General features: G+C 37.3%; 35 protein-coding genes. 26 read left to right on the top strand and 9 right to left on the bottom strand.

The features are described from left to right. Positions 1–8: 8 nt before the first annotated feature. From AC4CVF_RS10400 to AC4CVF_RS10360, 9 genes are all read right to left on the bottom strand, one after another. Complete coding sequence (locus AC4CVF_RS10400; RefSeq protein WP_419304908.1) at positions 9–290, bottom strand: DNA-binding protein; 282 nt, start codon at positions 288–290, stop codon at positions 9–11. Next, a complete protein-coding gene (locus AC4CVF_RS10395) occupies positions 283–522 on the bottom strand; it encodes a hypothetical protein (protein WP_490789385.1) in 240 nt (79 codons plus the stop codon). Before AC4CVF_RS10395 ends, AC4CVF_RS10400 begins: the two co-directional genes overlap by 8 nt. A gap of 10 nt (positions 523–532) precedes the next feature. Beyond that, positions 533–1,420 (bottom strand): toprim domain-containing protein, encoded by an 888-nt coding sequence (locus AC4CVF_RS10390; RefSeq protein WP_490789384.1) that lies wholly within the window; start codon positions 1,418–1,420, stop codon positions 533–535. After that, on the bottom strand, positions 1,417–1,611 hold the full coding sequence (locus AC4CVF_RS10385) for a hypothetical protein (protein ID WP_490789383.1): 195 nt from the start codon (positions 1,609–1,611) through the stop codon (positions 1,417–1,419). The genes AC4CVF_RS10390 and AC4CVF_RS10385 overlap by 4 nt, the downstream gene beginning before the upstream one ends. Beyond that, entirely contained in the window at positions 1,608–2,069 is a 462-nt protein-coding gene (locus AC4CVF_RS10380; RefSeq protein WP_490789382.1) for a hypothetical protein, read from the bottom strand. Before AC4CVF_RS10380 ends, AC4CVF_RS10385 begins: the two co-directional genes overlap by 4 nt. Then, on the bottom strand, positions 2,059–2,256 hold the full coding sequence (locus tag AC4CVF_RS10375) for a hypothetical protein (RefSeq protein ID WP_490789381.1): 198 nt from the start codon (positions 2,254–2,256) through the stop codon (positions 2,059–2,061). Before AC4CVF_RS10375 ends, AC4CVF_RS10380 begins: the two co-directional genes overlap by 11 nt. 85 nt (positions 2,257–2,341) lie before the next feature. After that, on the bottom strand, positions 2,342–2,665 hold the full coding sequence (locus AC4CVF_RS10370) for a hypothetical protein (RefSeq protein ID WP_490789380.1): 324 nt from the start codon (positions 2,663–2,665) through the stop codon (positions 2,342–2,344). After that, positions 2,662–2,877 carry a hypothetical protein gene (locus AC4CVF_RS10365; protein ID WP_009585968.1) on the bottom strand — a complete coding sequence of 72 codons (216 nt, stop codon included), beginning with the start codon at positions 2,875–2,877 and terminating at the stop codon, positions 2,662–2,664. The genes AC4CVF_RS10370 and AC4CVF_RS10365 overlap by 4 nt, the downstream gene beginning before the upstream one ends. 321 nt (positions 2,878–3,198) lie before the next feature. Next, on the bottom strand, positions 3,199–3,918 hold the full coding sequence (locus AC4CVF_RS10360) for a hypothetical protein (RefSeq protein WP_479734159.1): 720 nt from the start codon (positions 3,916–3,918) through the stop codon (positions 3,199–3,201). Positions 3,919–4,156: 238 nt separating this feature from the next. Here AC4CVF_RS10360 and AC4CVF_RS10355 point away from each other — a divergent pair, with 238 nt between their 5' ends. The 26 genes from AC4CVF_RS10355 (at position 4,157) to AC4CVF_RS10230 (ending at position 23,981) form a co-directional block, all read left to right on the top strand. Next, complete coding sequence (locus AC4CVF_RS10355) at positions 4,157–4,387, top strand: hypothetical protein (protein ID WP_490789379.1); 231 nt, start codon at positions 4,157–4,159, stop codon at positions 4,385–4,387. Positions 4,388–4,433: 46 nt separating this feature from the next. After that, positions 4,434–4,922 (top strand): phage regulatory CII family protein, encoded by a 489-nt coding sequence (locus tag AC4CVF_RS10350; RefSeq protein WP_479734158.1) that lies wholly within the window; start codon positions 4,434–4,436, stop codon positions 4,920–4,922. After that, positions 4,915–5,850: a primase-helicase zinc-binding domain-containing protein gene (locus tag AC4CVF_RS10345; protein WP_419286460.1), complete on the top strand. Its 936-nt coding sequence runs from the start codon at positions 4,915–4,917 to the stop codon at positions 5,848–5,850. The genes AC4CVF_RS10350 and AC4CVF_RS10345 overlap by 8 nt, the downstream gene beginning before the upstream one ends. Next, positions 5,851–7,665, top strand: coding sequence for a DUF5906 domain-containing protein (locus AC4CVF_RS10340; protein WP_490789378.1), 1,815 nt, complete (start codon positions 5,851–5,853; stop codon positions 7,663–7,665). It begins immediately after the preceding gene. Positions 7,666–8,022: 357 nt separating this feature from the next. Further along, positions 8,023–8,484: a hypothetical protein gene (locus tag AC4CVF_RS10335; RefSeq protein ID WP_490789377.1), complete on the top strand. Its 462-nt coding sequence runs from the start codon at positions 8,023–8,025 to the stop codon at positions 8,482–8,484. A 171-nt stretch (positions 8,485–8,655) separates the two neighbouring features. Beyond that, on the top strand, positions 8,656–9,243 hold the full coding sequence (locus AC4CVF_RS10330) for an HNH endonuclease (RefSeq protein WP_266125971.1): 588 nt from the start codon (positions 8,656–8,658) through the stop codon (positions 9,241–9,243). Between the two features lie 2 nt (positions 9,244–9,245). Beyond that, complete coding sequence (locus AC4CVF_RS10325; RefSeq protein WP_490789376.1) at positions 9,246–9,467, top strand: phosphohistidine phosphatase; 222 nt, start codon at positions 9,246–9,248, stop codon at positions 9,465–9,467. Between the two features lie 3 nt (positions 9,468–9,470). Next, positions 9,471–9,671 (top strand): hypothetical protein, encoded by a 201-nt coding sequence (locus AC4CVF_RS10320; protein WP_490789375.1) that lies wholly within the window; start codon positions 9,471–9,473, stop codon positions 9,669–9,671. Between the two features lie 131 nt (positions 9,672–9,802). Next, positions 9,803–10,315 carry a phage terminase small subunit P27 family gene (locus AC4CVF_RS10315; protein ID WP_419286454.1) on the top strand — a complete coding sequence of 171 codons (513 nt, stop codon included), beginning with the start codon at positions 9,803–9,805 and terminating at the stop codon, positions 10,313–10,315. Between the two features lie 10 nt (positions 10,316–10,325). After that, positions 10,326–12,164 carry a terminase large subunit gene (locus AC4CVF_RS10310; protein ID WP_490789374.1) on the top strand — a complete coding sequence of 613 codons (1,839 nt, stop codon included), beginning with the start codon at positions 10,326–10,328 and terminating at the stop codon, positions 12,162–12,164. Next, entirely contained in the window at positions 12,161–13,444 is a 1,284-nt protein-coding gene (locus AC4CVF_RS10305; protein WP_490789373.1) for a phage portal protein, read from the top strand. The genes AC4CVF_RS10310 and AC4CVF_RS10305 overlap by 4 nt, the downstream gene beginning before the upstream one ends. Then, on the top strand, positions 13,434–14,159 hold the full coding sequence (locus AC4CVF_RS10300) for an HK97 family phage prohead protease (protein ID WP_479734149.1): 726 nt from the start codon (positions 13,434–13,436) through the stop codon (positions 14,157–14,159). Before AC4CVF_RS10305 ends, AC4CVF_RS10300 begins: the two co-directional genes overlap by 11 nt. Positions 14,160–14,222: 63 nt before the next feature. Beyond that, the gene (locus AC4CVF_RS10295) at positions 14,223–15,725 is read left to right on the top strand and encodes a phage major capsid protein (RefSeq protein WP_490789372.1); all 1,503 of its coding nucleotides are present in this window, start codon (positions 14,223–14,225) and stop codon (positions 15,723–15,725) included. 70 nt (positions 15,726–15,795) lie between these two features. Then, positions 15,796–16,101 (top strand): head-tail connector protein, encoded by a 306-nt coding sequence (locus AC4CVF_RS10290; protein ID WP_419286449.1) that lies wholly within the window; start codon positions 15,796–15,798, stop codon positions 16,099–16,101. Next, positions 16,102–16,428 (top strand): head-tail adaptor protein, encoded by a 327-nt coding sequence (locus AC4CVF_RS10285; RefSeq protein ID WP_490789371.1) that lies wholly within the window; start codon positions 16,102–16,104, stop codon positions 16,426–16,428. Further along, positions 16,428–16,931: an HK97-gp10 family putative phage morphogenesis protein gene (locus AC4CVF_RS10280; protein WP_490789370.1), complete on the top strand. Its 504-nt coding sequence runs from the start codon at positions 16,428–16,430 to the stop codon at positions 16,929–16,931. The genes AC4CVF_RS10285 and AC4CVF_RS10280 overlap by 1 nt, the downstream gene beginning before the upstream one ends. Beyond that, positions 16,918–17,280, top strand: a complete 363-nt coding sequence (locus tag AC4CVF_RS10275; RefSeq protein ID WP_490789369.1) for a hypothetical protein — start codon at positions 16,918–16,920, stop codon at positions 17,278–17,280. Before AC4CVF_RS10280 ends, AC4CVF_RS10275 begins: the two co-directional genes overlap by 14 nt. Before the next feature lie 9 nt (positions 17,281–17,289). Then, positions 17,290–17,754: a hypothetical protein gene (locus tag AC4CVF_RS10270; protein ID WP_490789368.1), complete on the top strand. Its 465-nt coding sequence runs from the start codon at positions 17,290–17,292 to the stop codon at positions 17,752–17,754. A gap of 67 nt (positions 17,755–17,821) precedes the next feature. After that, positions 17,822–18,202 (top strand): hypothetical protein, encoded by a 381-nt coding sequence (locus tag AC4CVF_RS10265; protein WP_490789367.1) that lies wholly within the window; start codon positions 17,822–17,824, stop codon positions 18,200–18,202. Between the two features lie 32 nt (positions 18,203–18,234). Continuing rightward, positions 18,235–18,483, top strand: a complete 249-nt coding sequence (locus AC4CVF_RS10260; RefSeq protein ID WP_490789366.1) for a phage tail assembly protein T — start codon at positions 18,235–18,237, stop codon at positions 18,481–18,483. A 102-nt stretch (positions 18,484–18,585) separates the two neighbouring features. Continuing rightward, a complete protein-coding gene (locus AC4CVF_RS10255; RefSeq protein ID WP_490789365.1) occupies positions 18,586–19,236 on the top strand; it encodes a hypothetical protein in 651 nt (216 codons plus the stop codon). 88 nt (positions 19,237–19,324) lie between these two features. Next, positions 19,325–21,883, top strand: coding sequence for a hypothetical protein (locus tag AC4CVF_RS10250; protein WP_490789364.1), 2,559 nt, complete (start codon positions 19,325–19,327; stop codon positions 21,881–21,883). Further along, positions 21,883–22,224 carry a phage tail protein gene (locus AC4CVF_RS10245; RefSeq protein WP_490789363.1) on the top strand — a complete coding sequence of 114 codons (342 nt, stop codon included), beginning with the start codon at positions 21,883–21,885 and terminating at the stop codon, positions 22,222–22,224. The genes AC4CVF_RS10250 and AC4CVF_RS10245 overlap by 1 nt, the downstream gene beginning before the upstream one ends. A gap of 20 nt (positions 22,225–22,244) precedes the next feature. After that, on the top strand, positions 22,245–22,415 hold the full coding sequence (locus AC4CVF_RS10240; RefSeq protein WP_490789362.1) for a hypothetical protein: 171 nt from the start codon (positions 22,245–22,247) through the stop codon (positions 22,413–22,415). A gap of 53 nt (positions 22,416–22,468) precedes the next feature. Then, positions 22,469–23,194 (top strand): tail fiber domain-containing protein, encoded by a 726-nt coding sequence (locus AC4CVF_RS10235; protein WP_490789361.1) that lies wholly within the window; start codon positions 22,469–22,471, stop codon positions 23,192–23,194. Further along, positions 23,178–23,981 (top strand): phage minor tail protein L, encoded by an 804-nt coding sequence (locus AC4CVF_RS10230; RefSeq protein ID WP_490789360.1) that lies wholly within the window; start codon positions 23,178–23,180, stop codon positions 23,979–23,981. Before AC4CVF_RS10235 ends, AC4CVF_RS10230 begins: the two co-directional genes overlap by 17 nt. Positions 23,982–23,984 lie beyond the last annotated feature (3 nt).

Genomic DNA, 23,984 nt, shown 5'->3' with positions numbered 1-23,984 from the left:
GGTATTTTTTAATTTTTGCGTTTAGGCCCACGTCGAGATTTTGTATTTTTCAAAATTGCTTCAGCAGCGTCAGGATCATACATGTGTTTTCCATTACTGCCTTGGTTGATTGAAATCAAACGTGTACGGATTGTTTCATCTGATAAGCCATATTTTGCAACCAGTTCTGCTACAGATACTAATTTGCGTTTTTCTAACTTAAGCGCAGTAACGGTTCCGCCTAGCAGGATTTGACCTAAAACAACTTGAGGTGCGCAGTCTGCTTCAATGGTCACGATAAACTCAGGCATCTAGCTTCACCTCCCTTTCATCTAAAACTTGAGCAAATAGCATTGCTCCAGTTCTTAAACGATTCGCCATTTTTGCAGCTGTTGGTTCATCATATGTCGCCATATCATCTCTAAATTTTGGTAATGGAAGCGTTAAACCAGCTTTAGAAAATTCATGAGTTACATGAGCCACAATCTTATTTTCCATTTTCTTTTTTAAAGGAGTATTTTGGAGTTGGTCAGTTAAAGTCATGGCTTGCCCCTTATCCTCTAAAACCATCTGAAATTGCCTGAAGCTGTCGTTTCTTTGAACTGATTTCGCTTTTACGCAAATCCCATTCATCAAAATCTATAAACTCGTTAATTTTGCTTTCTACAAAATCGTTTAAGAATTGTGGGCTTAAAGCATCCAATTCCCAACTAGATGAACCGAATTTCTTACGATAACTTTCAAAGCGAGAATCTGTATCCTTGGCTGGGTTTTTTGGTGGACGAAGTTCTTCAATTTGATCATAGTTGAGTGCTATCCTCTCTACAGCAAGATTTACACGGCCTCCACACAATAGGTTTAATCTTTCTGTTAAGTCCCTTGTCATATCAATTCCAGATGGATCATGATCGCCCAGATGAATAATAATATGTTGCTTATGCATAGATTTATGGATTATATGGCTTTGCGCGAAATCATATAAAACCGAACTAGACGGATAACCACGTGCAGCAAGTAAAGGCACATCATAAGTATTACAAGTGCGTTCAAGTACACCGACCAAGGCTTCTTTTTCAACCACAACATAAACTTGATATTCTTGTTCTTGCCACATATTCATATGAAAAGATCTAACACAAGAATCTAAAATGCTTGAAACAGAATTCCATCTAGACCGAACTATAAAATCACGTGTTCTATCCTCAATGGCATCCCAGTCAATTAGGCCAGCAAGTTTTGCATCATTGATAATTGCAGCGGTTCGTTTGTAAGAATTCAAATCATTTGGGATTAAATCACGCGCCACCAACTGGTAATACAACTGACGGACTGTAAGTGTATAACCTTGGTCTTGGTAGGATTCAATCAAAGTGTTCATGAACTCAATAAGTTCAACTGAGCTTTTGCGAAAATCTTTAGGTATAAAACAAACTTTACTCATTTCGCCACCACTTCATTGATAACCACAGTATTTGGACTAACTCGTGCATGATCAACAGTTTGTGCATGCCAGGCATCATATTGTTTTCTTAATTCGGTCATATCCTCATAAGCAGGGATATAACCGTTTAGCATATCGCGGGCTTTCTTGAGACCAAGTTTTTTTATTAAATAAAAATTTTGAGTACTCATGCTGCACCTGCCTTTTTCTGAAATTTCTGTGCAATTTGTTTTTTACATAACAAACATTTGTGATCTAAACCGTCTGAATAAATAGCAAATTCGGTAGAGCCATGTTTTTTGCAAATGCCTGTAAATCTTGAAAAATTAGATTTAAAAGCTTTGTTTCGTTCACTGCGATTGTGATCAAGTCGAGCATGCTCAGAAATCACAGCGGGATCAGACATTTGGATAAAACCTGATTTTTTCTTCCTGGCTTCGGAAACACTGCTAAACATAATTTGGCGCATTGTTTCTTGTGCATCATACTTTTCACTGTTTTTAAAACGGTCTGCGTCAGCGGAATATCCAAAGGGGATTTGAACAGGTTCTTCAAGATTCTGACTCTTTAAGAACTCTTCTACTTGGTTGGCCAACTCAATTGACTGCAATTTTTTGGCGAATACATCGTGATCAATATTAGTGTTCATTTTTGATCCCCAAATCATTGTGAAGCTGTTCAGCAGTTTTTTGATCAACTATAGCTACAGCAATATGAGAACCACCGAAGTGAAAAGAACAAACCCAATCTTTATCTTGTGGGCGAATAGCAACATTTGTCACTTTAGTGATATCAATTGCATGCTTGATATGGTTTAAATCAATGAATCTAAGCATTAGAGTTTCTCCAGCCAATCAACAGCAATAAATGCCGATAGCAATAAAACGGTGAAGAGAGTACCGATGATTAATTCCTGTTTTGTCATGGCACATACTCCAAGGCTGTCTTTGCTTTTTCCAGATACTTGGCAATGTCTTGACCAGTAACAGATTTGCGCTGGAGCTTTGGCCAAGTGTCAATTACTGATTGAGCTGGTATTAGAGCTTCAGCATCCCAAGCACCATTTGTGCATTCCTTAAAGCTTTTGATTTCTTGAAATGATTTTTCAGTCATCCAAATGCTATTACCATCTGTTGCTGAAAATTGATCGTTTACAGTGACATCACCAGCTTCAGTTTTAATAACTGTATTAATTGGTACAACCTGAACTTGTAAGCCAGTGAGTGTTGGAATTTTAATGTTCATACATGTTCCTCAACTAATTGTTTTCTATATTGGTTTCTAATGTTTCTATCGAAACTTAGTTTTTCTTTTTGGGTAATTTCTTTCGCTTCGAATGCAGCCAGGACAAATGCAAGTGATTCAGTTTGAGCATCTAAAAGCTTAGTTTTTGAAGTCGCATTTTTCAGTCTTTCTATAGCTGCATTAATCTGGTTTAAGCTGTTTTCAGAGCACATAGCTTTCTCCAGATACGTTTGAAAAAACCAAATCTTTGTGGTTGGGCGAAGTCTTCTGATAGAAGTCTTTTGATAATTACTGATTCAAAAGATAAGTTTTTCATTTATTAAATCACCTATTAGGTTATTTTGTGTTTTGAATTATTGATTATTATAAAATCAATTGTCAATACCTGTAAGGTGATTTATTTTATTAAAGGTTGATCAATGAAATTGTTACAAATTCAAGATAATTGATTTTTTTACAAAAAATAATTAATAAATTTATTTTTAAGACAAAAAAAACAGGCTTTGCCTGCTAAATTTAATTAAATTTTTTCGTTATTTGTTTACTTGACTCTGAGATATAAAAAGTTTAACGGGTGAGATTCTCTCGATATTTTCTTTAAGGATTTCATCCTTTTCACCATCAATAGAATTGATCGAAATTAATATATCTTGCTGATATAGAAATTCTCCAGCATAAATAGTTCCATCTTTACAAAAGATTAGTACATCTTCGCCTGAAATGGGTTCTCCTTTAAATTCACAAACAACGACATAACCATTTCTGTATGGCTTGCCATATCCAGTTCCCTTAATTTGATAAGCAATTGGATTAATTATGCTAGGAGGAACATAGACATTTGCTGTTTCTATAACATCTCTGGAGACTTCCAATTCTTCACCTTTATTTGTTTTTAGAAAGTTGAGTATTGGTATAGATTTAACAGCAAAATTTTGATTAGCGCTAGGGTGATTTTCTAATAAATCAGTATTTATTGTATTTTTTGCGTCATCATTTGACGTTGATTGACTACTCACCATATTTTTAATCGCAGATTGATCATGTTCATGATCCAGCCATCCTTCAGGTAATTGGTGAGCAGCTGTTATCTTAAGTGCTAATTTATCACCAATATTTTTTGGATTTCTTTTGCTCATATATTGGTTAAGTAGATTGTATTCGATACCAATTTTTTGAGCGAACGCACGTCTTGAACTCGAATATTCAATCATAGATTCAACATTTTTTTTTCTTATTTCATAAACAGTAAGCATGATGTGAGCGTCCTAACATATCGAAAAGTGATGTCGATTGCATCGTGTCTTTTGAATAACTTAAAAATTATACATGACTATAAATAAAGTCTGGATTGACTAAATTTTTTTGATTATTCCCAAAAATTAAGAATTAAAATAGCTATTCAGAAGTTGATTTAATCACCTTATAGGTATTGACATTATTGTTGTGTTTAAGCAATATGCTCATAAATAATAACCTTATAGGTGATTTAAAGTGTTTAAAGATGATTTTGATTTTCATAAATTTATCATTAGTTTGACAGCTGAAGAACTTGAAAATTTTGCATCTAATTCAGGGACAACAGTTCAATATTTAAGGAACCATCTGATTTATAAAGCAAAAATTCCACGTGTGGATACCATTGAATCACTGGTAATGGCATCTAAGGGTAAATTTACCAAAGCACAATTCGTATATTGGCTTTATGATTTAAAAGTAGCTTAGGTGATTTTCTACTTAGTAAATATGATTATTTGAGAGGTGAAAAATCATGCCTATAAAATCTAATACAGTTTTATCTTTAGAAATGGCTTTAAAGGCTGCAATCTACACAAGTGAAGAGCAATCTATAATTTCAAGAATTGCAGAAAAAAACGGTTGGAATATTACAACGTTACGTAATTCGCTTTGTCCTACGACTCAAACACATAAAGCAAATATCTATCATTTAGAAGCTGTTCTTTCTGAAACTAAGGATTTCCGTATTATGGATAGTTTATGTGCGATTCATGGTAATGCTGCTTGGTTTGAGCTTCCTCAAGTTATTGAGGATTTAGATCATGCATCGTATATCACAAAAATAGGTGAACTTGCTCAAGAACAGGGTCATTTATCCCAGTCAGTCGCTTCAGCAATTTCAGATGGCCGCATAACTCAGCAGGAACATGACGAAATTTATAAAGAAGTATTTGATTTGTTCAGAGTCACAGCAACCTTGCTTGCTATGGTGAAAAACCATAAGGAACGTAATCATGGCTAAATTCGAGCTTCAAGATGTTAAAGAGGCAGCACGCGGAAAATGGATTGATATATTTACACAGTTCAATATAACAGTACCTAAAATTGATGAACATGGGCCATGTCCTAATTGTGGTGGTGAGGATCGTTTTCGTTTTGACGATAAATATGAAAATGGTGATTGGCTTTGTAATAACTGTACTGAAAGTAAAAATCGAGATGGTTTTGATTTAATTGGTAAAGTTACTGGCCTGGCATTTTCACAGATTATTGAGGAAGTTGCGGCTTCAGTAGGGTTGAATGCCAAAAGTAAGATCACTCCAGCAATGCGGAAAAAATGGGCTGAGGAACGGAAAATTCGTGAACGAATTGCCCAGGAAATGGAGTTAAAAAAACAACAACAGGTAGCACGTCAGGCGCAAGGTTTATATAGAAATCCTTATATAGGTGAGTCTAGTCCGTATTTAGATCGAAAAAAAGTTCCAGCACTTCCAGGAGTCAAAATAGATCATCATGGGAATGTGCTTATTCCAGCCTTTGATCGCTCTGGTTTCCAGTGGAATATGCAAACAATTTACCCAGATGGTGGTAAATATTTTGTAGCTGATAAAGAAGACACCACGGGAAATAAAAAGGGTGGACGTACAGGCGGATGTTTTTTCCTGATCGGCACTGTTGAGCTTGATAGTAATGTTTTATGTATTGCTGAGGGGTATGCAACTGGAGCCAGTATTCATTTAGCTACAGGATTACCCGTATTTCTTGCTTTCGTTGCAAATAATTTACCCAAAGTTGGTACTGAGGTGCGAGAAATGTACCCAAATGCACAGCTTGTTTATTGTGCAGATGATGACAGTGCAAAAGAATCTACAGGTCAGGATTACGCTAACAAAGCTGTGGCTGTGACTGGCGGTATTGTAGTTTTACCACAATTTGAAGAGGTGGCATAAGTGGATCAAGATCAGAATATGACACAGCCACAAGCAATATCTCACCCTACTGATTTTAATGACTTGCATTTGCTTCAAGGGTTGGAGGTTGTGAAAAGGCAGATCATGACAGCTATTTCCTCTATACCGTTTGTTTCCCCCGAACCCCCTAAACAGCCCAACAGCCAGTTGAATGGTCAAATCGAGAAAAATTCTCAATTAGATCAAGATTTACAAAAATCCTTGGCTGTTGAACAAGTGGAGGGTGTGGGTATTTCGTCAGAAAATGTAGGTGTATCTGATCAAGAAAAATCTAGTGAAGATTTGCTTAATAAGTATCTAGCTCGATTTTGTTTGATCGAAGCAGAAACAAATGTTTGGGATGACTATAGTAAAAAGGTTTGGAAGAAATCTGCATTTGTCACCATGCTTGGTGGTAAAAAAATGTTTGATGCTTGGAACTCGCATAGCCATCGTAAAACAATTAGTCGTGATGATGTTGATGGTCGCTTGGAGGATGGTGGTCATAAAGTTGCTAAAGAAATGCAAGAGCGATTCATTATGCTTGAGGGAAAAAAAGCATGTTGGGATACCTTTAGGCGTGAGTTAGTTGGCACAGATGTCATGAAAGATAATTGGGCAGGTGCTTATGAACTGTGGGCTAAAGCAAAAGATAAACGAATGATTTGGCATGAAAATCTTGTATTTGATCCAACGATGAAAACTAAGGAAGGGCAAATTAATACTTATGATGGGATGACTATTCTGCCCTTATTGGATGAAAAAGATCAGATGATGAGTCAAGGAGAGTCATTCGAGTATTGTGTACCAATCATAAGCTTACTTAAATTTTTATGTGGTCGAGAAGATGAGGCTTATCAATGGATTTTAAAATGGTTAGCATTTCCTCTCCAGCATCCTGGTGCAAAAATGAATTCATCATTATTGCTGTGTAGTCCCTTCCAAGGTGCAGGGAAATCGCTATTTTTTGAAAAGATCATGACACGAATATATGGTGAACAGTATTCAGTTACGCTAGGGCAAAATGGTCTTGAATCAATTTATACAGATTGGGCAGAGCGCAAACTTTATTGTTTATTTGAAGAAATATTTAACAATAAATCAAAGTTCGGAATGATGGGTTTGATCAAACACATGATTACTGGTGAAAAGATTCGAATTGAGAAAAAATTCATGTCAGGTTATAGCCAAAATAACCATATCAACTGTGTCTTTCTATCAAATGAAGTTCAGCCATTGGCCATTGAAGAAAGGGATCGTCGGTTTTGTGTGTTAGAGCCGAACCAGAAATTGCCTGAAGAACTCAGAAAGCAAATCGAAATCTGTCTAGAACCCGATAGTAATGCAATCAGTGCATTTTATACTTATCTTTTAAATCTTGATCTTGGCGATTTTACGCAATACACAGAACCACCAATGACCAAGGCAAAACAGAAAATTATTCAATTCGGTTTGCCTGGATGGAAATTGTTTCTAAATGATTGGTCTAAAGGTGAGCTTGAATACCCATTCATATGTTGTTTAAGTGAGGATTTGTATAGTGCCTACATTAAGTACTGTCATAAAAATGGTGAAAAAACATTACCTAGTAACAGATTCATCGAATTAATTACATCTGAAAAAATTGTAGCCAAGCGGCATGGCCGAATATACGAAGATACTTTTGGCGGCAGTTACTCAGCTGTAAATAGGAAAGAAGTGCAAAGAAGAATTGTATTTACACAAGTGCCACCACAGGACGTTAAACAAGCTGAATGGTTATCTTCACAAGTGAAACGATTTCGTGATACATTGCGAGGGACTGAAGATGCTTAAAATAAATTCTAAAATATTGCTTCTGATTGTTACGCCTGTTACGGGCTTGTTACGGGCTTTTTCGCTACCCCGTAACAGTGTCTACGCCTTTCATATCAATACATACAGAGGGTCTGTTACAGCTGTTACGGGCTTTCGCACACGCGCGCACGCGGGAAAAATTTCACTCCCTTTATTTATTCTATTTAAATTTCAAAATAAATTCTTCTCGCGCGAGGTAAATACCCCTGTAACAAGCGTAACACCCGTAACAACTATTGATTTTAAAGATTATTTATAGACCTTAACCCGTAACAACCATGTAACAAAATAGCTTTTGCCCGTAACAATGTTTAATTTTCATACAGGTATTTAATAATGGAAAAATTTTTAAGGTTATTAAACCCAAAAACTACTAATTTTGATTCAGTTGGTGGCGGTTCGTATGGTGCTTTAACTGCTCAAGATGTATGTGCTGCAATTAGCTATGCAGAACTTTCACCAGTTCAAAGTATTCTTTTGAGATTACATATTTCTAAATTGAATCAATTAGAAGATATTGCCAAAGCAACCAAGACAATTTTGCTACTCAGCAAAAATTTAAAATTATCAATAAAACATGAACGTGATGAAACAGCTTTGTACATTGCTTTGGTTGAAATATTTAATTGTCCAGCTGATTACAAACCATCTGAGAGAAACAGAGCAGTTATCGGTTCAGTTAGCAGAATGCAAATACAAAGAAATTTAGGTAATTTGATTTCACAGTATAAAACTGAAATAAAAAAGGAAATGCAGGAAATAGAATCAAAAATAATGCATCAATTGAAAATCACCTAATAATTTATTTAAATATGTTGACAGGTGAGCCAAAAGTATTCTACATTTCACCACAATGAGTAACTGTAATTATTCAGCGCTGTAAGTTTCCCCAGAGTCGAAAGACTCTTTTCATACCACATGTTTCCCTCGGAGGTTCATGTGGTTTTTTTTGATCTGGAGTTTGTCATCATGGGAAAGAAAGCACCACAACGTGCTAAACGTCCATGCCTTGTATCGAGTTGCAAAGAATATGCAACCAATCAAGGTTACTGTGACAATCATCAAGATAAGATTCGAAAGAAAGATCGGGAGCGTGGTACAGCGCACCAGCGTGGCTATGATGCACGATGGGAAAAAGAACGTCTTGAACACTTGGCTGAACATCCGCTTTGTGCTGATCATCAGAAGCGTGGATATATTGAAGTGGCCACAGTGGTGGATCACATCATTCCGCACAAAGGTGACAAAGATTTATTCTGGGATAAGAACAATTGGCAATCATTATGCAAGTCATGCCATGACCGCAAGACACAGCTAGAAGATCGTGGCAGTTGGAACTATCAGCAACAACCAGCCAAAGCAAACATGAATAGTATTAACCCATTCTTTGAGGGTGATATTGCTTTGCCTGTAACGGGTTTTGTATTTGAGTCATTGAACTGCAAAGTTGATGCTGAGTTTGAAGTGATTAGAGTTGAGAGTAATTCAATCACCATTGAAGACAATGATGGCTTTACTCACCGCTTACATCATAGTCATTTCAAGAAGCAGGTTTGATTATGAGTGAAGAAATTATCTTATTGGGTGATCCTGTTGTCTATCGTGATGATCTAAAAGGTTTTGATAGTGTTGGTGTGGTGACTAGATCAAATGGTTCATCACTTCAAGTACTTTGGAATGATGAGCTTCATTCACGAACTGAACAATATGATCGACTGCGACCTGCATCACTTGCAGAGGTTGATACACATTGCAGAATAATTAGTAAAGGATCGGATTGAAGTATGTTAGTGAAAATTAATTCAAATCGTTTTGTACTTGCTTCTGACGTTGTAGCAATTAGAAGGAATACAAAGACCGCTTCTGATAGTTATGGCAAATGGTTTGTAGACGTTAAACATGAGCATGGGATCACAGGCTATGAGATTCCAGAATCAGAAGTAAATATTCTTGTTCAAGATATTAATAATTTTTTAAAAAAATAGGGGATAGGGGGTGCAAAGTCGCAAGGCCTTGCCCCTAGAAGACCGCCCCCCGTCAAATTTTTACGTGGTCAAAATTCCATAGGGGGGTATACCTCTAATATTTAAAACTTTTTGAAATTTTGGAGGTTTATATGTCAGCTGGACGCCCTCCTAAATCACTGCAAGAAAAAATGCTCAGTGGTAGCCGCATTCGTGATGATCGTGATGCCGATGCGCAAGTTGCAAATGCCGCAGTAGATTTAGGAATGCCGCCATGCCCAGCATGGTTAAATAAAAAAGCGCGTAAACATTGGGATACTTTGGGACCAAAATTAGTACAGGCAGGTTTATTAAGTGTTGTCGATGGTGATGTGTTTTTACTGCACTGCGACAACATGGCAGCTTATGAAGATGTCCAAGAAAAATTACAAGATATTAATTCCTGGGTGGCGACTACTCCAAATAAATTTGAAGTTCAATCAGCATGGCTCCAGATTAGAAATAAGTTACAGGAATTAATTATTAAGACTGCCCGTGAATTTGGTTTAACGCCTGCCGCGCGTTCAAATGTCAAAGTTAATAAACAGCAGCAACTTGATTTATTAGGTGCTGCAACTTCTACAGAAGATGATGAGTTTTCTGGAATGTCTGTTAGATCAAGTTAAGTGAGAAGTTATGCGCGATTATTTTAAAATTGCGCTCCAGTATTGCCTAGACGTGCGCTCTGGAGTTCGCGTTGCAGGACAGTTAGAAAAACTTGCCATAAAAAGATTTTTATCAGACTTGGCCAAATCAGGATTCATTACCGATCTAGTCGATGAAGATACTCAGAACTTATTAAAAGACCTGAAATATAAAACTAAGCCAGATGTTGATTTTGATTATGAATTAAATCTGGAAAGAGTTACCCATGCTTGTAAATTTGTTGAAGCCTGCCCGCATGTAAAAGGGAAGCTTGCAAAGATGAAACCAGATGGTACAAGGCATCGTCTAATGCTGGAGCCGTGGCAAATATTTTGTATGATGAATATTTTCGGCTGGGTAGATTCTGATAATAAGCGTCGATTTTTGTATGTCTATATTGAGGTCGCAAAGAAAAATGGGAAATCAACTTGGTTGGCTGCCGTTGCCTTGTATCTGGCATTTATCGACGGTGAAATGGGCGCTGAAGTTTACACAGCTGCGACTTCGCGTGATCAAGCTAAGATCGTATTTGAAGATGCAAAAAAGATGGTGGAATTCTCACCAAGAATGCGTTCGAACTTCGGTATTGAATTTTCACAATATTCAGTGTTTCAAACAGAAACAAACAGCACGCTTAAGGCGCTATCACAAGATCGGGGCGGAACAAAGGATGGTCTGAATGTTCATGCAGCTATTATTGATGAGCTACATGCACATAAAACTGCTGATATGTATGACATTGTGGCCAATGGTGTAGCATCACGTGAAGAACCTTTAATTTTAGCAATTACCACAGCAGGTGATGACACGACAAGCAAGTGTTATCAGGAACGGCAAGTTGTAGTTGATATTTTACGAGGCAAAGCAGCACATGACCAATATTTTGGCATGGTGTTTTGCTTAGATCGTGGTGATGATTGGCAAGATTCTAAAGTATGGCCAAAGGCTAATCCTAATTTTGGAATTTCAGTTACTGAAAAATATCTTCATTCAGTGTTTGAAAAAGTCAAAGTTAGTCCAAAGCAGGAAGGTATTACACGACAAAAACATTTAAATGAGTGGGTCGGAGCTGTAGACGGTTGGATAGCACCTTCGATTTGGGAAGCGGCCAAGTTAGAGATACCAGAATCACAGTTTAAGGGGCAAGTTTGTTTTGGCGGCTATGACTTAGCGAGTCGTCTTGACTTGGCTGGGTGGGGGCGGTTACGTCCACGTCTACATGGTGGCAAGATTCATTGGCATATCTTTGCAACACCTTATATCAATGAGCGTGTTGTTGATACCAAAGAAGCCATTAACGGTGAAAAGCGACCAGATGAATATCCAGTTTGGCGTGATAAAGGTGTTCTGAGAGTTACACCAGGTGCATCTACTGATTTTGACCGAATTCAACAAGACATTGAGAATTTTCATACTGAGAATTCATTTTATGAGTTAGGTCATGATCCATACCATGCAGCGCAATTGACTTCAAATCTGATGGATCAAGGAATTAATGTCATTGAGGTTCCACAAACAACTCAATATCTGTCTGAACCGATGCGCTGGCTTGAACAATTACTTGCTGAAGGGCGGTTGCATCATGATGGTGATCCTGTCTTGCAGTGGTGTGTACTAAATGTTGTTGTACGTCCTGATGCAAAAGAAAATATTTTCCCGCGCAAAACCTCACCAGGGAAAAAAATTGACTTAGCAATTGGGATGATCATTGCAGCTTCAAGGGCAATGCATTATGACGATGAAAGCGTATTTGATTTAGTGCCTGGTGAAAATCTTGATGAATGGGATGCGGATGATTACATCAAAAATATGGTAGTGGGGCGACGATGACAGCACAAATTGCAAAAAGTCGGCTGTTTGAGTGTCTTGAAAAGGACAAAATCCAGCGGGCAGTTAATGAAACCAAGGATATTCAGGCCAGAAGTACAGGCCCTGAAAGTCCAAAACGTGGGGTTTTGATTGATTTTCCACGTTCTAATAGCCGAATAGCCAGTACCGCTACTTTTGAACGAGCAATGACGCTTTCAGCAGTCTTTGCATGTCATAAGATATTAGCTGAAACAGTTGCAAGTTTACCACTTGAGATGTTCATTTTTGACCAAAATCGGCATCGTAAACAGATATTTGACCATGATTTAGCACGATTATTTCGTAATAAACCGAACGATGATCAAACAAATATTGAGTTTAAAGAAACATTTATGCTGAATTTAATCAGTGGAAATGTCTATGTGCGGAAATATTATTACCATAAGCAGTTAAATCAGCTAGTGGTGATCAATAATGCTTCAGTTTTACCAAAATTGAATGATAAAGGCAAAAAAGAATACCACATCACTTATTTTGATGGGAAAAAGGAAATTTTAACGGACAAAGAGATTTGGCACGTTAAATTATTTGGTACTGGCTTGGTTGGAATGTCGCCTTTGGCATTTGGTGCTAGATCAATCGGTATTGGGTTGGCAACCGATGATAAAGTCGGACGAGTCATGGAAAATGGCGCCAAACCATCGGGAACACTTTCAACTGATAAAACTTTGAAAAAAGAACAACGTGATGCACTCCGTCAGGAAATGTCAGACCTTGTTTCTGGTGATGATTGGTTTCTTCCAGTACTTGAAGGTGGCTTAAAATTTGAAAAAATAAGCTTAACACCTGAAGACATTGAACTTTTGTCTACTCGACGTTTTACCGTTGAGGAAGTTTGTCGCTTCTATGGGGTTCCAAGTGTATTGATTAACGATACCAGTGGTTCAACTGTTTGGGGTAGTGGTATCGAGCAGCTTGTAGAGTCATTTTACCGTTTTGGATTGCGTCCTTATTTTGAGCGTATTGAAGAGTCAGCAAGGTTAAATCTATTAGACCGTGTTGATTGGGATACTTACGAGTTTGAATTCAAAATTAAGGACTTGTTACGTGCCTCTATAGCCTCTCGTATTGCTAATAATAAAGTTCGGATTGAAAGTGGCCAGTCCACAATTAATGAAGTACGTATCGAAGAAGGTTATGCACCTGTTGAAGGTGGAGATAATTTAATGGTTGCAGCTCAGTTATTGACGCTGGATCGTGTTATTGAGGGGCAACGAGGTGGACAAAAAAATGAGCCGTAATCATTTAAATTTACGTGATGCACAAGTGCAAAAGCCGAATGTCCAAATTCGGCTTTTGCCATTTTCAGATGTCAAATTAAGATTCGATGAAAATCAAGACAAGAATTCTGCATTTGAATTTGATGGATATGCTGTTCGTTGGGAAAGTATCAATTCACATGGTGAACAATTTGTGAAAGGAGCTTTTACAGATTTTATTAATGCGGTGGCAGCTGGTGCAATGCGATGTCATATGTATTACAACCATGGCCATCGTTATGACTGGATTAGTCCTGAATTTGCGATGCGCATCGGCAAATGGTTGACACTTGAAGAAGATGATATTGGTTTTAAAGTTTCAGGACGGCTTACACCAGGTTTGAGTCTTGCCAAAGATGTACGTGCAATGCTTGAAGATGAAACGATAGATGGTTTGTCGATAGCATTCTTTTATCCTGATCCAATGGACATTGAAGATATGGGCAAATTTGTTCGTATTAAACGAGCGAGTCTATATGAAATCAGTGTATGTGATGAACCAAGTGATCGAAATGCGCGTGTGTCTGATTCTGATATGCGAGATATTCAAACAGAAACAGATATGAAGCTTTATCTTGGACGAAAGTTCCATCTTGATGAAGCAGCTGCATCATCCTTAATCCAACGTGTTCAATCAATTGGCCAAGATCAACCAGCGCCAAAACAAGATCCTCTTGCCTGGTTAGATCAAGTTTAAATTTTTTAATGAAACAAACATAACCGCCTTAACTGGCGGTTTTCTTTTTTAAAAGGAAATAATATGACTGCATATCAAAAACGCCCACTTGCAGGTGCAAAGCAAATTTTAACTCGTGACGAAAACGGGAACCCACTTGATACGGCATCCGCAGAGTTAAAAAAGCGTTTAAAACAATTAGATGATTTAATTGAAAGTCGTCAGGCGCAGTTAGCTAATCTACCTGATGATGCTAAAGCTGAACTTGAAAAACGTGCTTCAGAAATTAATAAGCTCGTTGCAGATATCGATCAGATCAAAACTGATTTGGTCAACCAAGCGAAAACGCGTTCCGAAGATGAGCAGGGTGGTATTGCTGCAATTTTAATTCGTAATACTGAAGCTTTAGAAATTGCTAAAACAATGCTTGAAAAGCGTCAGAAAAATACTTCTGTCTCGTTTGATGGTATTAAAGCACGTAATATCGTGTCATTAGGTAGTCTTGGTGAGAATTACCAATATGCAAAAAATGATTTAAATCGTGTGCCTTTCCAGCCATTAAGTCTGGTTGATTTGATCAATTGGGCACCATTAACCAATGACATTGTGACTTTATTGCGTGAAACAGCATGGGATTTAATGGCAGATATTGTGCCTGAAGGTGAAGAAAAACCAGAGTCTAGTCTCGAATTCGGCCCATTGGTACTAAACGTTGGTGTAATTGCGCACTGGATCAAAGTATCAAATCAAGTTTTGGCAGATATGCCAATGTTGGCAAGTTATATTGAAAGCCGTTTAGCCTATGGTATCCGCTATAAACTTGAATACTTTGTGGTTAATGGACACATTCCAGCAGCAGGACAACCAAAAAACTTTAGCGGTTTGATGGAAGCAGGAAATCACGTCACAGTTACTGTTGAAGCTGGCGATACAGCACTTGATGTATTGAACCGCGCAAAATACAAAGCAGCATTATCATTCCTACAACCAGAATGTTATGTGCTTAATCCACAAGACTGGGGCGTTATTGAACGCTTAAAAGGTTCTGATGGTCACTATTTAATTGGTGTTCCTACTGGTACTGGTGTACAAGCTTTTTTATGGGGTCTACCAGTTCGTTTTAGTCCTGTTCAGAAACCTGCCAAATTCTGGTGTGGAAATTTATCTATCGGTTTTGATGGGTATATTCGTGAAGATGTTGATACTCAAGTCTCGCTTGAAGATGGTGATAATTTCCGTAAAAACTTGGCTACAGTTCGTTCGGAAATGCGTGCAGCGGGTGGGGTTATTATTCCTGATGCAAATGTCGCAGGGGATTTGCCTAATGTTCCAGCAGATCGAGTTGCACCAGCATTACCAGTAGTATTGGTCAATTCTGCAAAAGAATTAAGTGGTACAGCTGAAGCTAGTGCAGTTATTAAAGTTCGTGCCGCTAAAGGTGGCCTAATTGGAATTACATATGCTGATAACGCGGGTGCCTGGTCAATCAAGCCGAATCCATTAGCTGTTGGTGAGGTTGGATCTGTAACAGCAACAGATGAAGCTGACAATACTTCTCAAGCTTTATCTGTTACTGGTGAAGCATAATAATTATTTAGAAAAGCAGTCTTAGGACTGCTTTTTTTACCTCTTTTTATGTCAAAAAAAGGCTTTTTTTATGAGTGACTTAATTACATTAGAAATTACAAAAAAGCATTTGCGAGTCATACATGACCGTGATGATGCATATATTGAGTTACTGATAAAAGCAGCTACACGTAATGTACTGGATTTCATTGATTTTTCGGATTGGGATGCAGTTAAAGAAAAATATAAAGGTGAAATTCCTGAAAATTTGTCTGTAGCTGCATTACTAATTATCTCTGATATGTATCAGAACCGCGCATCTCAAACTGAAGTCAATCTATATATAAATCTTGCGTGTGAAAACTTAATGAATCCATCAAGAAATATGGGGGTTTAGATGCAATCAGGTGATTTAGACACTCTTTTTGATGTTTTACAAAGAACTGAAGAAAAAAATAGTGGTGGCCAAGTTAAACAAACATGGTCAGTCATTGGACAGTTTTATGGTGGTGTAGAACCCTTAAGTACACAAGTTTTTACCTTATCACACACTCAAGGATCAGCACTGGTTTGCCGTGTAGTGATGCGCCCAGATGATTTTCCATCTTTGAATGCTACTCACATGCTTCAGGATGTGGACAGCAGAGATGTTTACCGAATTGATGGCAAGTTACCAATTCATAAGGGTAAGCAAGCGTTAATGTGTAGCATAGGAAAATTGTAATGATTGATGTATCAGCACAAGTACTTGGGTTAGACGATTTAAATCAACAGCTTCAAGCCCTAACGACTTTGGCTGGAGAGAAACAAAAAACCCAAAAAGCCACATTTGAAGCAGCTAAAGTTTTCCAAGATGAAGTTAAAAAACAAGCGCCAAAAGCAGAATCAGCATATTACCGTTACTACAGTAAAAAGAAACATGGAAGTAACAATAGAAAGTTGATGAAGCCAGGAACATTGAAAAAATCTGTTTCTAGAAAACGAGTCAAGTTCGATAACAATGTGGGTACAGCCATAATGATTAAGCCAAAAGCATTTTATTGGCGTTTTATTGAATATGGCACACCCAATTTGGTTGCTGTTCCATTCATTCGCGTATCTTTTGAATTAAAAAAACAAGAGGCTTTGAATAAGTTCAAAGAAAAATATCGCATATATGTGCAGGAAATTATTGAAAGACGTCGTATAGAAGATTTAACACAAGGGGCTGGAGATGCTAGCGAGTGAAGTTATTTATAGTGTACTTGGCCCATTGTTTAATGATCGTGTAGGGCCAAGCCCATTACCTGAAGGTTATGATAAATCTGAAACATACATTACCTATGAAGGTATTACCGCTATACCTGAAATTACAGTTAAAAAGTGGACAGGCCATGACCTTGTTCGAATTCAAGTAAATGTGATGAATCACGATAATATTCAATGTGAAAAAGAAGCAATCAAAGTTAAACGTGCAATGGATGATCAATCAATTGCTTCAAGTGAGTTAATCGGCGAACGCTATGCTGGATTAGATGTGGAAACCCAGTTATGGCAAATACAAATTGATTTTTATATATGGCAAAAAGCTTGTTAGGAGAAATTTATGTCAGGTTGTGTAGAAGGTTTAGTTGATAGTCAGGGTGTAGGATTATTTTTTCGTATTCCAGGTGGTTCGCCAGCTGGATCTTATGTGGAAGTGGGGGATGTTACCGATATTCCTTTACCAACTCCAACAAGAACATTGGATGATGTTACAACAGTAAAATCTTTGTTTCAGATGCAGGCAGCAGCAGGTGTTATTACCAGTGGAAATCTAGCTGTAGAAACATTACAAAAAACTGGTGACGCACAGCAAAAAGTTTTAATTCATCATTTTAAATTAGGTACATGCTTAGAATGGAAAATTGATTTAGGTGATGAAGAAAAAACCACTTATGAGTTTTGTGGAACTCTGAGCAAATGTGCGCCAGTTCGTGCAGCCAATAAGAAAAACCGTTTGCAATTAGAAATCGGGATTTCTGGTGAAGTTGTACACAAAGAAAATGATGTGGTTGTAACCGTTCCATAACTCAAATTTTTTATTAACTCTTACCCGCTATATGCGGGTTTATTTTTGTATTGAAGTGAGATATATCATGACATTATTAGTTACATCAGCTTTAGCAACCGCATTTCTACAATTAGCAGAAAAACCAGTCATTGAAGTTCATAATATTGATGGCTTGGGCAAGATTGGTATTAAACAATTAAGTCTTGCCGCACAACAAGAATGGGCTGCTGCTGGTCAAGATTTAGGTCTTGTAACACTAATTAAAAATACTGTATGTGATCCTGAAACTGGAGAGTTGGTTTTAAAACAAATTCCAGATGATGAATTAAAAAAATTACCTTTAAAAGTTCTCAGTAACATTACCAAAAAAGTTTATAAGCAAAATGATATAGCCTTAAAAGGTGATGAGAAATTGGAAAAGGATGAACCTACTGAATTAAAAAACTCCGAAGCCGACCAGAACTGAAGTTTCTATTTCAGTTAGCTTGTCGGCTTGGTATGACAGTAGGTGAATTGCAGCAGAAAATGTCATATGTTGAATTCAAGTATTGGCAGTCATTCAGTACCTTAGAACCCATTGGGGTTTTACGTGAAGATTTATTGCAAGCTAATATTACTAAAACTTTGGCTGACATTCATGCGCCTAAACATGGTTTAAAGCTTGATAGTTTTATGTTGTTTAAGCAGAAAGTTGGCAAATCTAAAGCTGAATTAATTGCCAATATAAAGTCTTTTTTCGGTAAATAGTGTTAGTGCATTTTAAAATGTATTAGAAAAAGCCAATTGGCTTGAATTCTTAATGAAGTAAAGGATATATTCTAACCTCTTGATAATAATTAAGAGGTTAGAATGGCAATACAGCCTTGTAAGGAATGTGGTGGGCCTGTAAGTAATAAAGCAAAAAGTTGCCCTCAATGTGGTGCGACAATAGTTAAGCATGTTCCAAAATGGATAATTGTGGCTGTCATATTTATTGCTTGTGCATGGGTGTATAGTTGTATTTCTAATAAACCAAAAGAAAGTTCACAGACTGTAGTTTCTTCGAACCAAGGAGATGAACAGCAAGAAGTTAAGAAAGAAAATTGGCAATATCATAGCAAAAAAGATGATATGAGAAGCTTAGAGACTAATTTTGCCTACAATGACAGTTTAAATAGTGTAGATTTTGATTTTCCATATAACGGTGGCTCAAAATTGATTTTAGTTTTGAGGAAAAGCTCTAAAAATCAAGACGTCATGTTGGTTATATCAAAAGGGCAATTTATTTGTGGTATTCGCGAATGTGAGGCACAATTTAAGTTTGACGATAAACCTATTAAATCTATAACAATGTCAGAATCGGATACACATAAATCTGATACTTTATTTGTAGCATTTGATAAAACAGAAGAAGAAATTGTTAAGCAGCTAAAGTCATCCAAAAAATTAGTAATTGAAGTTAAATTTTATCAAGAAGGTGCAAAACAATTTACTTTTGATGTATCAAATTTAAATTGGTAATTTTTTTATATAAATCGGTTTTTAGTTGGTTTATTCATATTTATTTAATCTGACCTCGCAAATGCGAGGTTTTTTTTGGGTGGTATTTATGTCAGATATATTAAGCCGTGTGCAAATTTTGCTTGATGCAAACACCGCTCGTTTTGAACAAAGTTTACAAGCAGCTCAAACAACTGCATCTAATACTTTCACAAAAATTGTAGATGGTGCCAAAAAAATGGGGCCAGCAGTATTAGCAGGTGGAACAGTAGCTGCTGCAGCACTTGCAGCAATGACAAAAGAGTATGTCGAAGCAGCAAGTGAAGTTACAAATTTTGCTGAAATTGCTGGAGCTTCTACTACTGAATTTCAAAAAATGGCAGTTGGGGCCAAAACGCTTGGTTTCGAGTCAGAACAATTGGCTGATATATATAAAGATGTAAATGAGAAATTAGGGGAATTTACCAGTTTAGGTTCAGGTGGTGCTGCAGATTTTTTTGAACAAATAGCAATTAAAACAGAAGGTGGTGCAGCTGGTGCCCGAAAACTAGCCCTAGAAATGCAAAATCTAAGCGGGCCTCAAGCCTTACAACTATATGTTGATAAGGCAGAACAAGCAGGAGCGACTACAAAGCAGATTTCATTTTATTTAGAAAGTCTTGCTTCAGATACAACTAAACTATTACCACTTTTAAAAAATGGTGGAGAAGGATTTAAATTTTGGGGCGAAGCAGCTGAACGTGCTGGTGTAATTATGGATGAAACCGTAATTGAAAAAGCTGGGGAGCTTGAAGTTCAGATGGATCTGCTTAATCTTCAGGTAAAAGGCGTAAAAAATCAGTTTATTCAAGGTTTCATTCCAGCAGTAAATGCGGTAGGTGAATCTTTATCAGGTGCAACTGCTGAAACTAATTTATTTACAGATGCTGGAGAGACTTTAGGTGTTGTATTAAAAGGTGTTGCTGCAATTGCTTTAGGAGTTTATGCATCAGTAAAATTGGTTACAAATGCAGTAGCAGGATTAGCAGTTGATGCTGTTAATGCCAAAAACATTATTGATTCTAAAAAAGAGTCAAATATGATGGATTTTGTTCCTGGATTTAATCTTTCTAAAATGGCTGTTCTTTGGGCTGGTGTAGCAACATCTAGCTCAAGTGCGACAAAAATGGCAATGGATGACAACAGTAAAATTGTGGAAGATGTTGATAGCTCTATTACTAAACTTTTTGACAATACAGTCAATAAAGCTGTACAAGCGATGGCAGAATCTAAAAAGGGTATGCAAGGTCTAAACAATGGTTTGAAGGATTGGGAAGATAAACAGAATAAAGCTGCAAAATCGACCAATAAACATGATAAAGCACAAAAAGATGTAAATAAGGCATATGAAGAAGGTAGGAAACTACTATATGAGTATGGAACCGAATTTCAAAGAATAGATTACGATTTAGCTGAACAAACTAAACTTATTCAAGGTGCAGCATTAAAGCCTAATGCTAAAATTCTAATGCTTAACGAGGCTAAAGCTTTAAGTGAAGCAAAAAAGAAAGTAACTTTGTTGGAGTATGAATCTGATCTAGATTCATGGTCTTGGACAGAAGAACAGAAGCTTCAAAAAACTTTAGACTTAGAAAAACAGAAAGTCTTAGCTACTAAAGGTATGAGCGATAGTGAGAAAACTGAAAGGATAAATAGTTTAAAAGAAATTTATAAAAATCAGATGGCATGGTTGCAACTTGAGCAGGCTGAAAGGTTAAGTAATGCTCAAGAAATATTTCATACTCAACTTCAAAATATGGAAGCTCGATATGAGATTGAACGTGCAAAAACATCAAAAGATTTAAGTATCTCACCTGAAGATAGAGGAGTTTATATTAACGCCTCCTATCGATCTCAAGACTTTGAAAATGATTCATTACGTCGATCAGCTTGGAGTGATTTTCAAAATGCTGCTGGTATTGACACATCAGCAGAGGATGCACAATCAAGTCGAAATGAAGCATTTAAACAAGCACTCGAATGGCAATTAATTACCCAGGATGAATACCAAAAGAAACTTTTGGATTCTGAGAGGCAATATCAAGCTGATCGGGCCTCTCTAGCATTTAACTCTGGAGAGTCAATTGCTGGTTCATTTTCTGATATGTTTAAAACTATTGGGGGTGAACAGTCATCAGCTTATAAGGCTATGTTTGCAATTGAAAAAGGATTTGCGATTGCTCAGTCAATTATGGCAATTCAGATTGGTATTGCGAATGCAATGTCACTCCCATTCCCTGCAAATTTGGGAGCAGCTGCAACTGTAGCGATGGAAACCGCAAATATTGTTTCAACTATTCAATCTATTAGTTTAGTCGGTATGGCTCATGATGGTTTAGATAATATTCCTGAAGAGGGAACATGGCTTTTAGATGAAGGTGAACGAGTTTTATCAAAGCGTCAAAATAGTGATTTTACGGCATTCCTTGATCAACAATCTAAAGGTGAGGGTAGTCTTTCCGAAAAGATTCAAATCTCGCAAAGTATTGTTTTCAGTGATTCAGGTGCAAAAATTGATACTAAAGGGCAAAAACAAATCGCGGGAAGTTTGAATAATGCTATGGATGCTTGGGCTAGAAAAGCATGCGGGCAAGGTGGTGTGATATTTAATTTTGTGAGAGGTCGTTGATGAGTGATCGAATCTTTACATGGGAAACAAGTTTAGAAGGCAACTCAGGAACAAGTAGCTTTAAGGTTTTAAGTAGTCAGTTTGGTGATGGTTACGAGCAAAATATCTCAGTCGGTATTAATAATAAGCGAGGTAGTTGGCCGTTTAATCGTAAAGCATCTGAAGCAGTGATTACACAGATTAAGAACTTCTTGGATGATCATAAAGGTGCCGATTCTTTTTTATGGGTTTCGCCTAATGATGGACAGATCAGAGTAAAAGCTGGTGATTATCAGATTACTGATTTGGGTTCAAATCTTTGGCAAATCTCAACCACATTTACCCAAGTTTTTTACCCTTAACTTAAAACAGGAATACAAAAATGTCAGATTTAAACCAAACTATTGCCGATTTGAAATTAGAGGTTGCTGCCTTAACAAGTTCAAATGATGCAAACCGATCTAAAATAGATTCTTGTACAGCCACTATTACTGCTTTAGCCAACCAAGTTACAACATTACAAGCTGAGCTTGGCTCCCTTAGAGCAAAATAATTCAATCTACCAACTTCACGCCCCACTAGCTGGGGCTTTTTAGTGAGAAAAATATGGCTAAGCAAACAATCAATCTAGGTACTGCACCTACTGGTGCTGGTGGAGATACTTTTCGCTCTACTGGCACTAAAACGAATGCGAATTTTACAGAAATTTATGACAATCTGGCTGGTACTTCCGGTGCAACAACGCTACCGACTCCACCGCGTTTAGCATCACCAAATACATGGGCTGCTGCGCAAACTTTTGCTGTTATGCCCACAATTAAAGGCTCTTATGCTGGACTGAGATTCAGCGCACCCGACTCTGTTGATGCTTCTGTAATTGGTAACTCTACAGCTTTGGAGTCATCATCTGGAGCTTCTTTTTATGTCGCATACAGGGATAAAGGTGAATCTAACACTGGTCGTATAAATGTCTATTTCCCAAGAGCATCTGGAACACTAGCTTTAGCGACTTCTGATGAGCGTATTAAAGATAAAGTTTCAATTGTTGACGAAAATGAATGTATTGATCGTCTCGAAAAATTAGAACTTTGGAATTACACATTAAAAGAGGGGATGAGTACTAATCCTGATGTCTCATCTCAGCCAAAAAGAGGCTTCATGGCTCAACAGGTGAATGGTATTGACCCGGCATATGCAATACCGCCTAATTCAGAGGGTGAATATTGGGGAGTGGATGATCGTGCGATCATTGCTGACTTAGTGGGAGCTATTCGCGTTCTAAAAGCTGAAATTGATCAACTTAAGGGTATAAATAATGAGCCTGAACAGTGATTTTCAAAAGCTGTATGTATATGGGTTAATCACATTATTCGAATTAGATGCCAGCCCTTTAGGTGCTGGCGTTTTGCGTTTCCATGGCCATATTTCATATGAAGACTGGGAAAAGATTTATAGCTCAATTGGTTCAAATGGCTTGATTGGTTCAGATACAGGCTCAATCGGTAAACTATATGATGTTGGTGATGAAAAGGTCTGGCACCGCAACATTATATTTAATGGCCAGACTTTTGAGCCAATGGCGTTACAAGTCGATGGTTTGGAAATGCGCAGTGATGGTAAGGCATCATCACCAACACTCAGTATGGCCAATTACATCAATGGTATCCAAGGCGCTGTATCTGCATATTGTTATCGATTTAAAGATTTTGCAGGTGCCAAACTTAAAGTAATTCGTACCTTGGCCAAGTACCTTGATGCTGAGAACTTTACACAAGGTAATCTATTGGCTAATCCAAATGAATCAAAAATACAGCATTGGTTCATTGAGCAAAAAACCTCTGAAAACTCTACTCAAGTGACATTTGAACTTTCAAATCCTATTGATTTTGAGGGGTTAAAAATACCTGTTCGAAATATCACTGGATATTGTGATTGGGCAATGCGTGGCGATTACCGTGGAGAATCTTGTAAATATACTGGGATGAAATATTTCACTGATAAAGACGAGCCAACAGACGATCCAAGTCAAGACAAGTGTGTTGGGCGATTTGGTTCATGTCGATTACGAGATAACGAAGAAAATTTTGGTGGGTTTCCATCCTCAAATATGTTTGGGTGATCT

This window comes from Acinetobacter sp. LipI_19 (genome assembly GCF_058242925.1).
The sequence above is the reverse complement of the archived record's forward strand: the minus strand, read 5'-3'. Positions and strand labels throughout refer to the sequence as shown.

Excerpts from the sequence above, each read along its gene's own strand:
- AC4CVF_RS10260 (WP_490789366.1), top strand. The coding sequence starts at position 18,235 with ATGACAGTAGGTGAATTGCAGCAGAAAATGTCATATGTTGAATTCAAG.
- AC4CVF_RS10320 (WP_490789375.1), top strand. The coding sequence starts at position 9,471 with ATGTTAGTGAAAATTAATTCAAATCGTTTTGTACTTGCTTCTGACGTT.
- AC4CVF_RS10290 (WP_419286449.1), top strand. The coding sequence starts at position 15,796 with ATGAGTGACTTAATTACATTAGAAATTACAAAAAAGCATTTGCGAGTC.
- AC4CVF_RS10255 (WP_490789365.1), top strand. The coding sequence starts at position 18,586 with ATGGCAATACAGCCTTGTAAGGAATGTGGTGGGCCTGTAAGTAATAAA.
- AC4CVF_RS10345 (WP_419286460.1), top strand. The coding sequence starts at position 4,915 with ATGGCTAAATTCGAGCTTCAAGATGTTAAAGAGGCAGCACGCGGAAAA.
- AC4CVF_RS10275 (WP_490789369.1), top strand. The coding sequence starts at position 16,918 with ATGCTAGCGAGTGAAGTTATTTATAGTGTACTTGGCCCATTGTTTAAT.
- AC4CVF_RS10380 (WP_490789382.1), bottom strand. The coding sequence starts at position 2,069 with ATGAACACTAATATTGATCACGATGTATTCGCCAAAAAATTGCAGTCA.
- AC4CVF_RS10265 (WP_490789367.1), top strand. The coding sequence starts at position 17,822 with ATGACATTATTAGTTACATCAGCTTTAGCAACCGCATTTCTACAATTA.
- AC4CVF_RS10305 (WP_490789373.1), top strand. The coding sequence starts at position 12,161 with ATGACAGCACAAATTGCAAAAAGTCGGCTGTTTGAGTGTCTTGAAAAG.
- AC4CVF_RS10385 (WP_490789383.1), bottom strand. The coding sequence starts at position 1,611 with ATGAGTACTCAAAATTTTTATTTAATAAAAAAACTTGGTCTCAAGAAA.
- AC4CVF_RS10330 (WP_266125971.1), top strand. The coding sequence starts at position 8,656 with ATGGGAAAGAAAGCACCACAACGTGCTAAACGTCCATGCCTTGTATCG.
- AC4CVF_RS10285 (WP_490789371.1), top strand. The coding sequence starts at position 16,102 with ATGCAATCAGGTGATTTAGACACTCTTTTTGATGTTTTACAAAGAACT.
- AC4CVF_RS10395 (WP_490789385.1), bottom strand. The coding sequence starts at position 522 with ATGACTTTAACTGACCAACTCCAAAATACTCCTTTAAAAAAGAAAATG.
- AC4CVF_RS10315 (WP_419286454.1), top strand. The coding sequence starts at position 9,803 with ATGTCAGCTGGACGCCCTCCTAAATCACTGCAAGAAAAAATGCTCAGT.
- AC4CVF_RS10295 (WP_490789372.1), top strand. The coding sequence starts at position 14,223 with ATGACTGCATATCAAAAACGCCCACTTGCAGGTGCAAAGCAAATTTTA.
- AC4CVF_RS10335 (WP_490789377.1), top strand. The coding sequence starts at position 8,023 with ATGGAAAAATTTTTAAGGTTATTAAACCCAAAAACTACTAATTTTGAT.
- AC4CVF_RS10325 (WP_490789376.1), top strand. The coding sequence starts at position 9,246 with ATGAGTGAAGAAATTATCTTATTGGGTGATCCTGTTGTCTATCGTGAT.
- AC4CVF_RS10365 (WP_009585968.1), bottom strand. The coding sequence starts at position 2,877 with ATGTGCTCTGAAAACAGCTTAAACCAGATTAATGCAGCTATAGAAAGA.
- AC4CVF_RS10270 (WP_490789368.1), top strand. The coding sequence starts at position 17,290 with ATGTCAGGTTGTGTAGAAGGTTTAGTTGATAGTCAGGGTGTAGGATTA.
- AC4CVF_RS10280 (WP_490789370.1), top strand. The coding sequence starts at position 16,428 with ATGATTGATGTATCAGCACAAGTACTTGGGTTAGACGATTTAAATCAA.
- AC4CVF_RS10235 (WP_490789361.1), top strand. The coding sequence starts at position 22,469 with ATGGCTAAGCAAACAATCAATCTAGGTACTGCACCTACTGGTGCTGGT.
- AC4CVF_RS10370 (WP_490789380.1), bottom strand. The coding sequence starts at position 2,665 with ATGAACATTAAAATTCCAACACTCACTGGCTTACAAGTTCAGGTTGTA.
- AC4CVF_RS10350 (WP_479734158.1), top strand. The coding sequence starts at position 4,434 with ATGCCTATAAAATCTAATACAGTTTTATCTTTAGAAATGGCTTTAAAG.
- AC4CVF_RS10300 (WP_479734149.1), top strand. The coding sequence starts at position 13,434 with ATGAGCCGTAATCATTTAAATTTACGTGATGCACAAGTGCAAAAGCCG.
- AC4CVF_RS10390 (WP_490789384.1), bottom strand. The coding sequence starts at position 1,420 with ATGAGTAAAGTTTGTTTTATACCTAAAGATTTTCGCAAAAGCTCAGTT.
- AC4CVF_RS10250 (WP_490789364.1), top strand. The coding sequence starts at position 19,325 with ATGTCAGATATATTAAGCCGTGTGCAAATTTTGCTTGATGCAAACACC.
- AC4CVF_RS10240 (WP_490789362.1), top strand. The coding sequence starts at position 22,245 with ATGTCAGATTTAAACCAAACTATTGCCGATTTGAAATTAGAGGTTGCT.
- AC4CVF_RS10310 (WP_490789374.1), top strand. The coding sequence starts at position 10,326 with ATGCGCGATTATTTTAAAATTGCGCTCCAGTATTGCCTAGACGTGCGC.
- AC4CVF_RS10360 (WP_479734159.1), bottom strand. The coding sequence starts at position 3,918 with ATGCTTACTGTTTATGAAATAAGAAAAAAAAATGTTGAATCTATGATT.
- AC4CVF_RS10245 (WP_490789363.1), top strand. The coding sequence starts at position 21,883 with ATGAGTGATCGAATCTTTACATGGGAAACAAGTTTAGAAGGCAACTCA.
- AC4CVF_RS10230 (WP_490789360.1), top strand. The coding sequence starts at position 23,178 with ATGAGCCTGAACAGTGATTTTCAAAAGCTGTATGTATATGGGTTAATC.
- AC4CVF_RS10400 (WP_419304908.1), bottom strand. The coding sequence starts at position 290 with ATGCCTGAGTTTATCGTGACCATTGAAGCAGACTGCGCACCTCAAGTT.
- AC4CVF_RS10375 (WP_490789381.1), bottom strand. The coding sequence starts at position 2,256 with ATGCTTAGATTCATTGATTTAAACCATATCAAGCATGCAATTGATATC.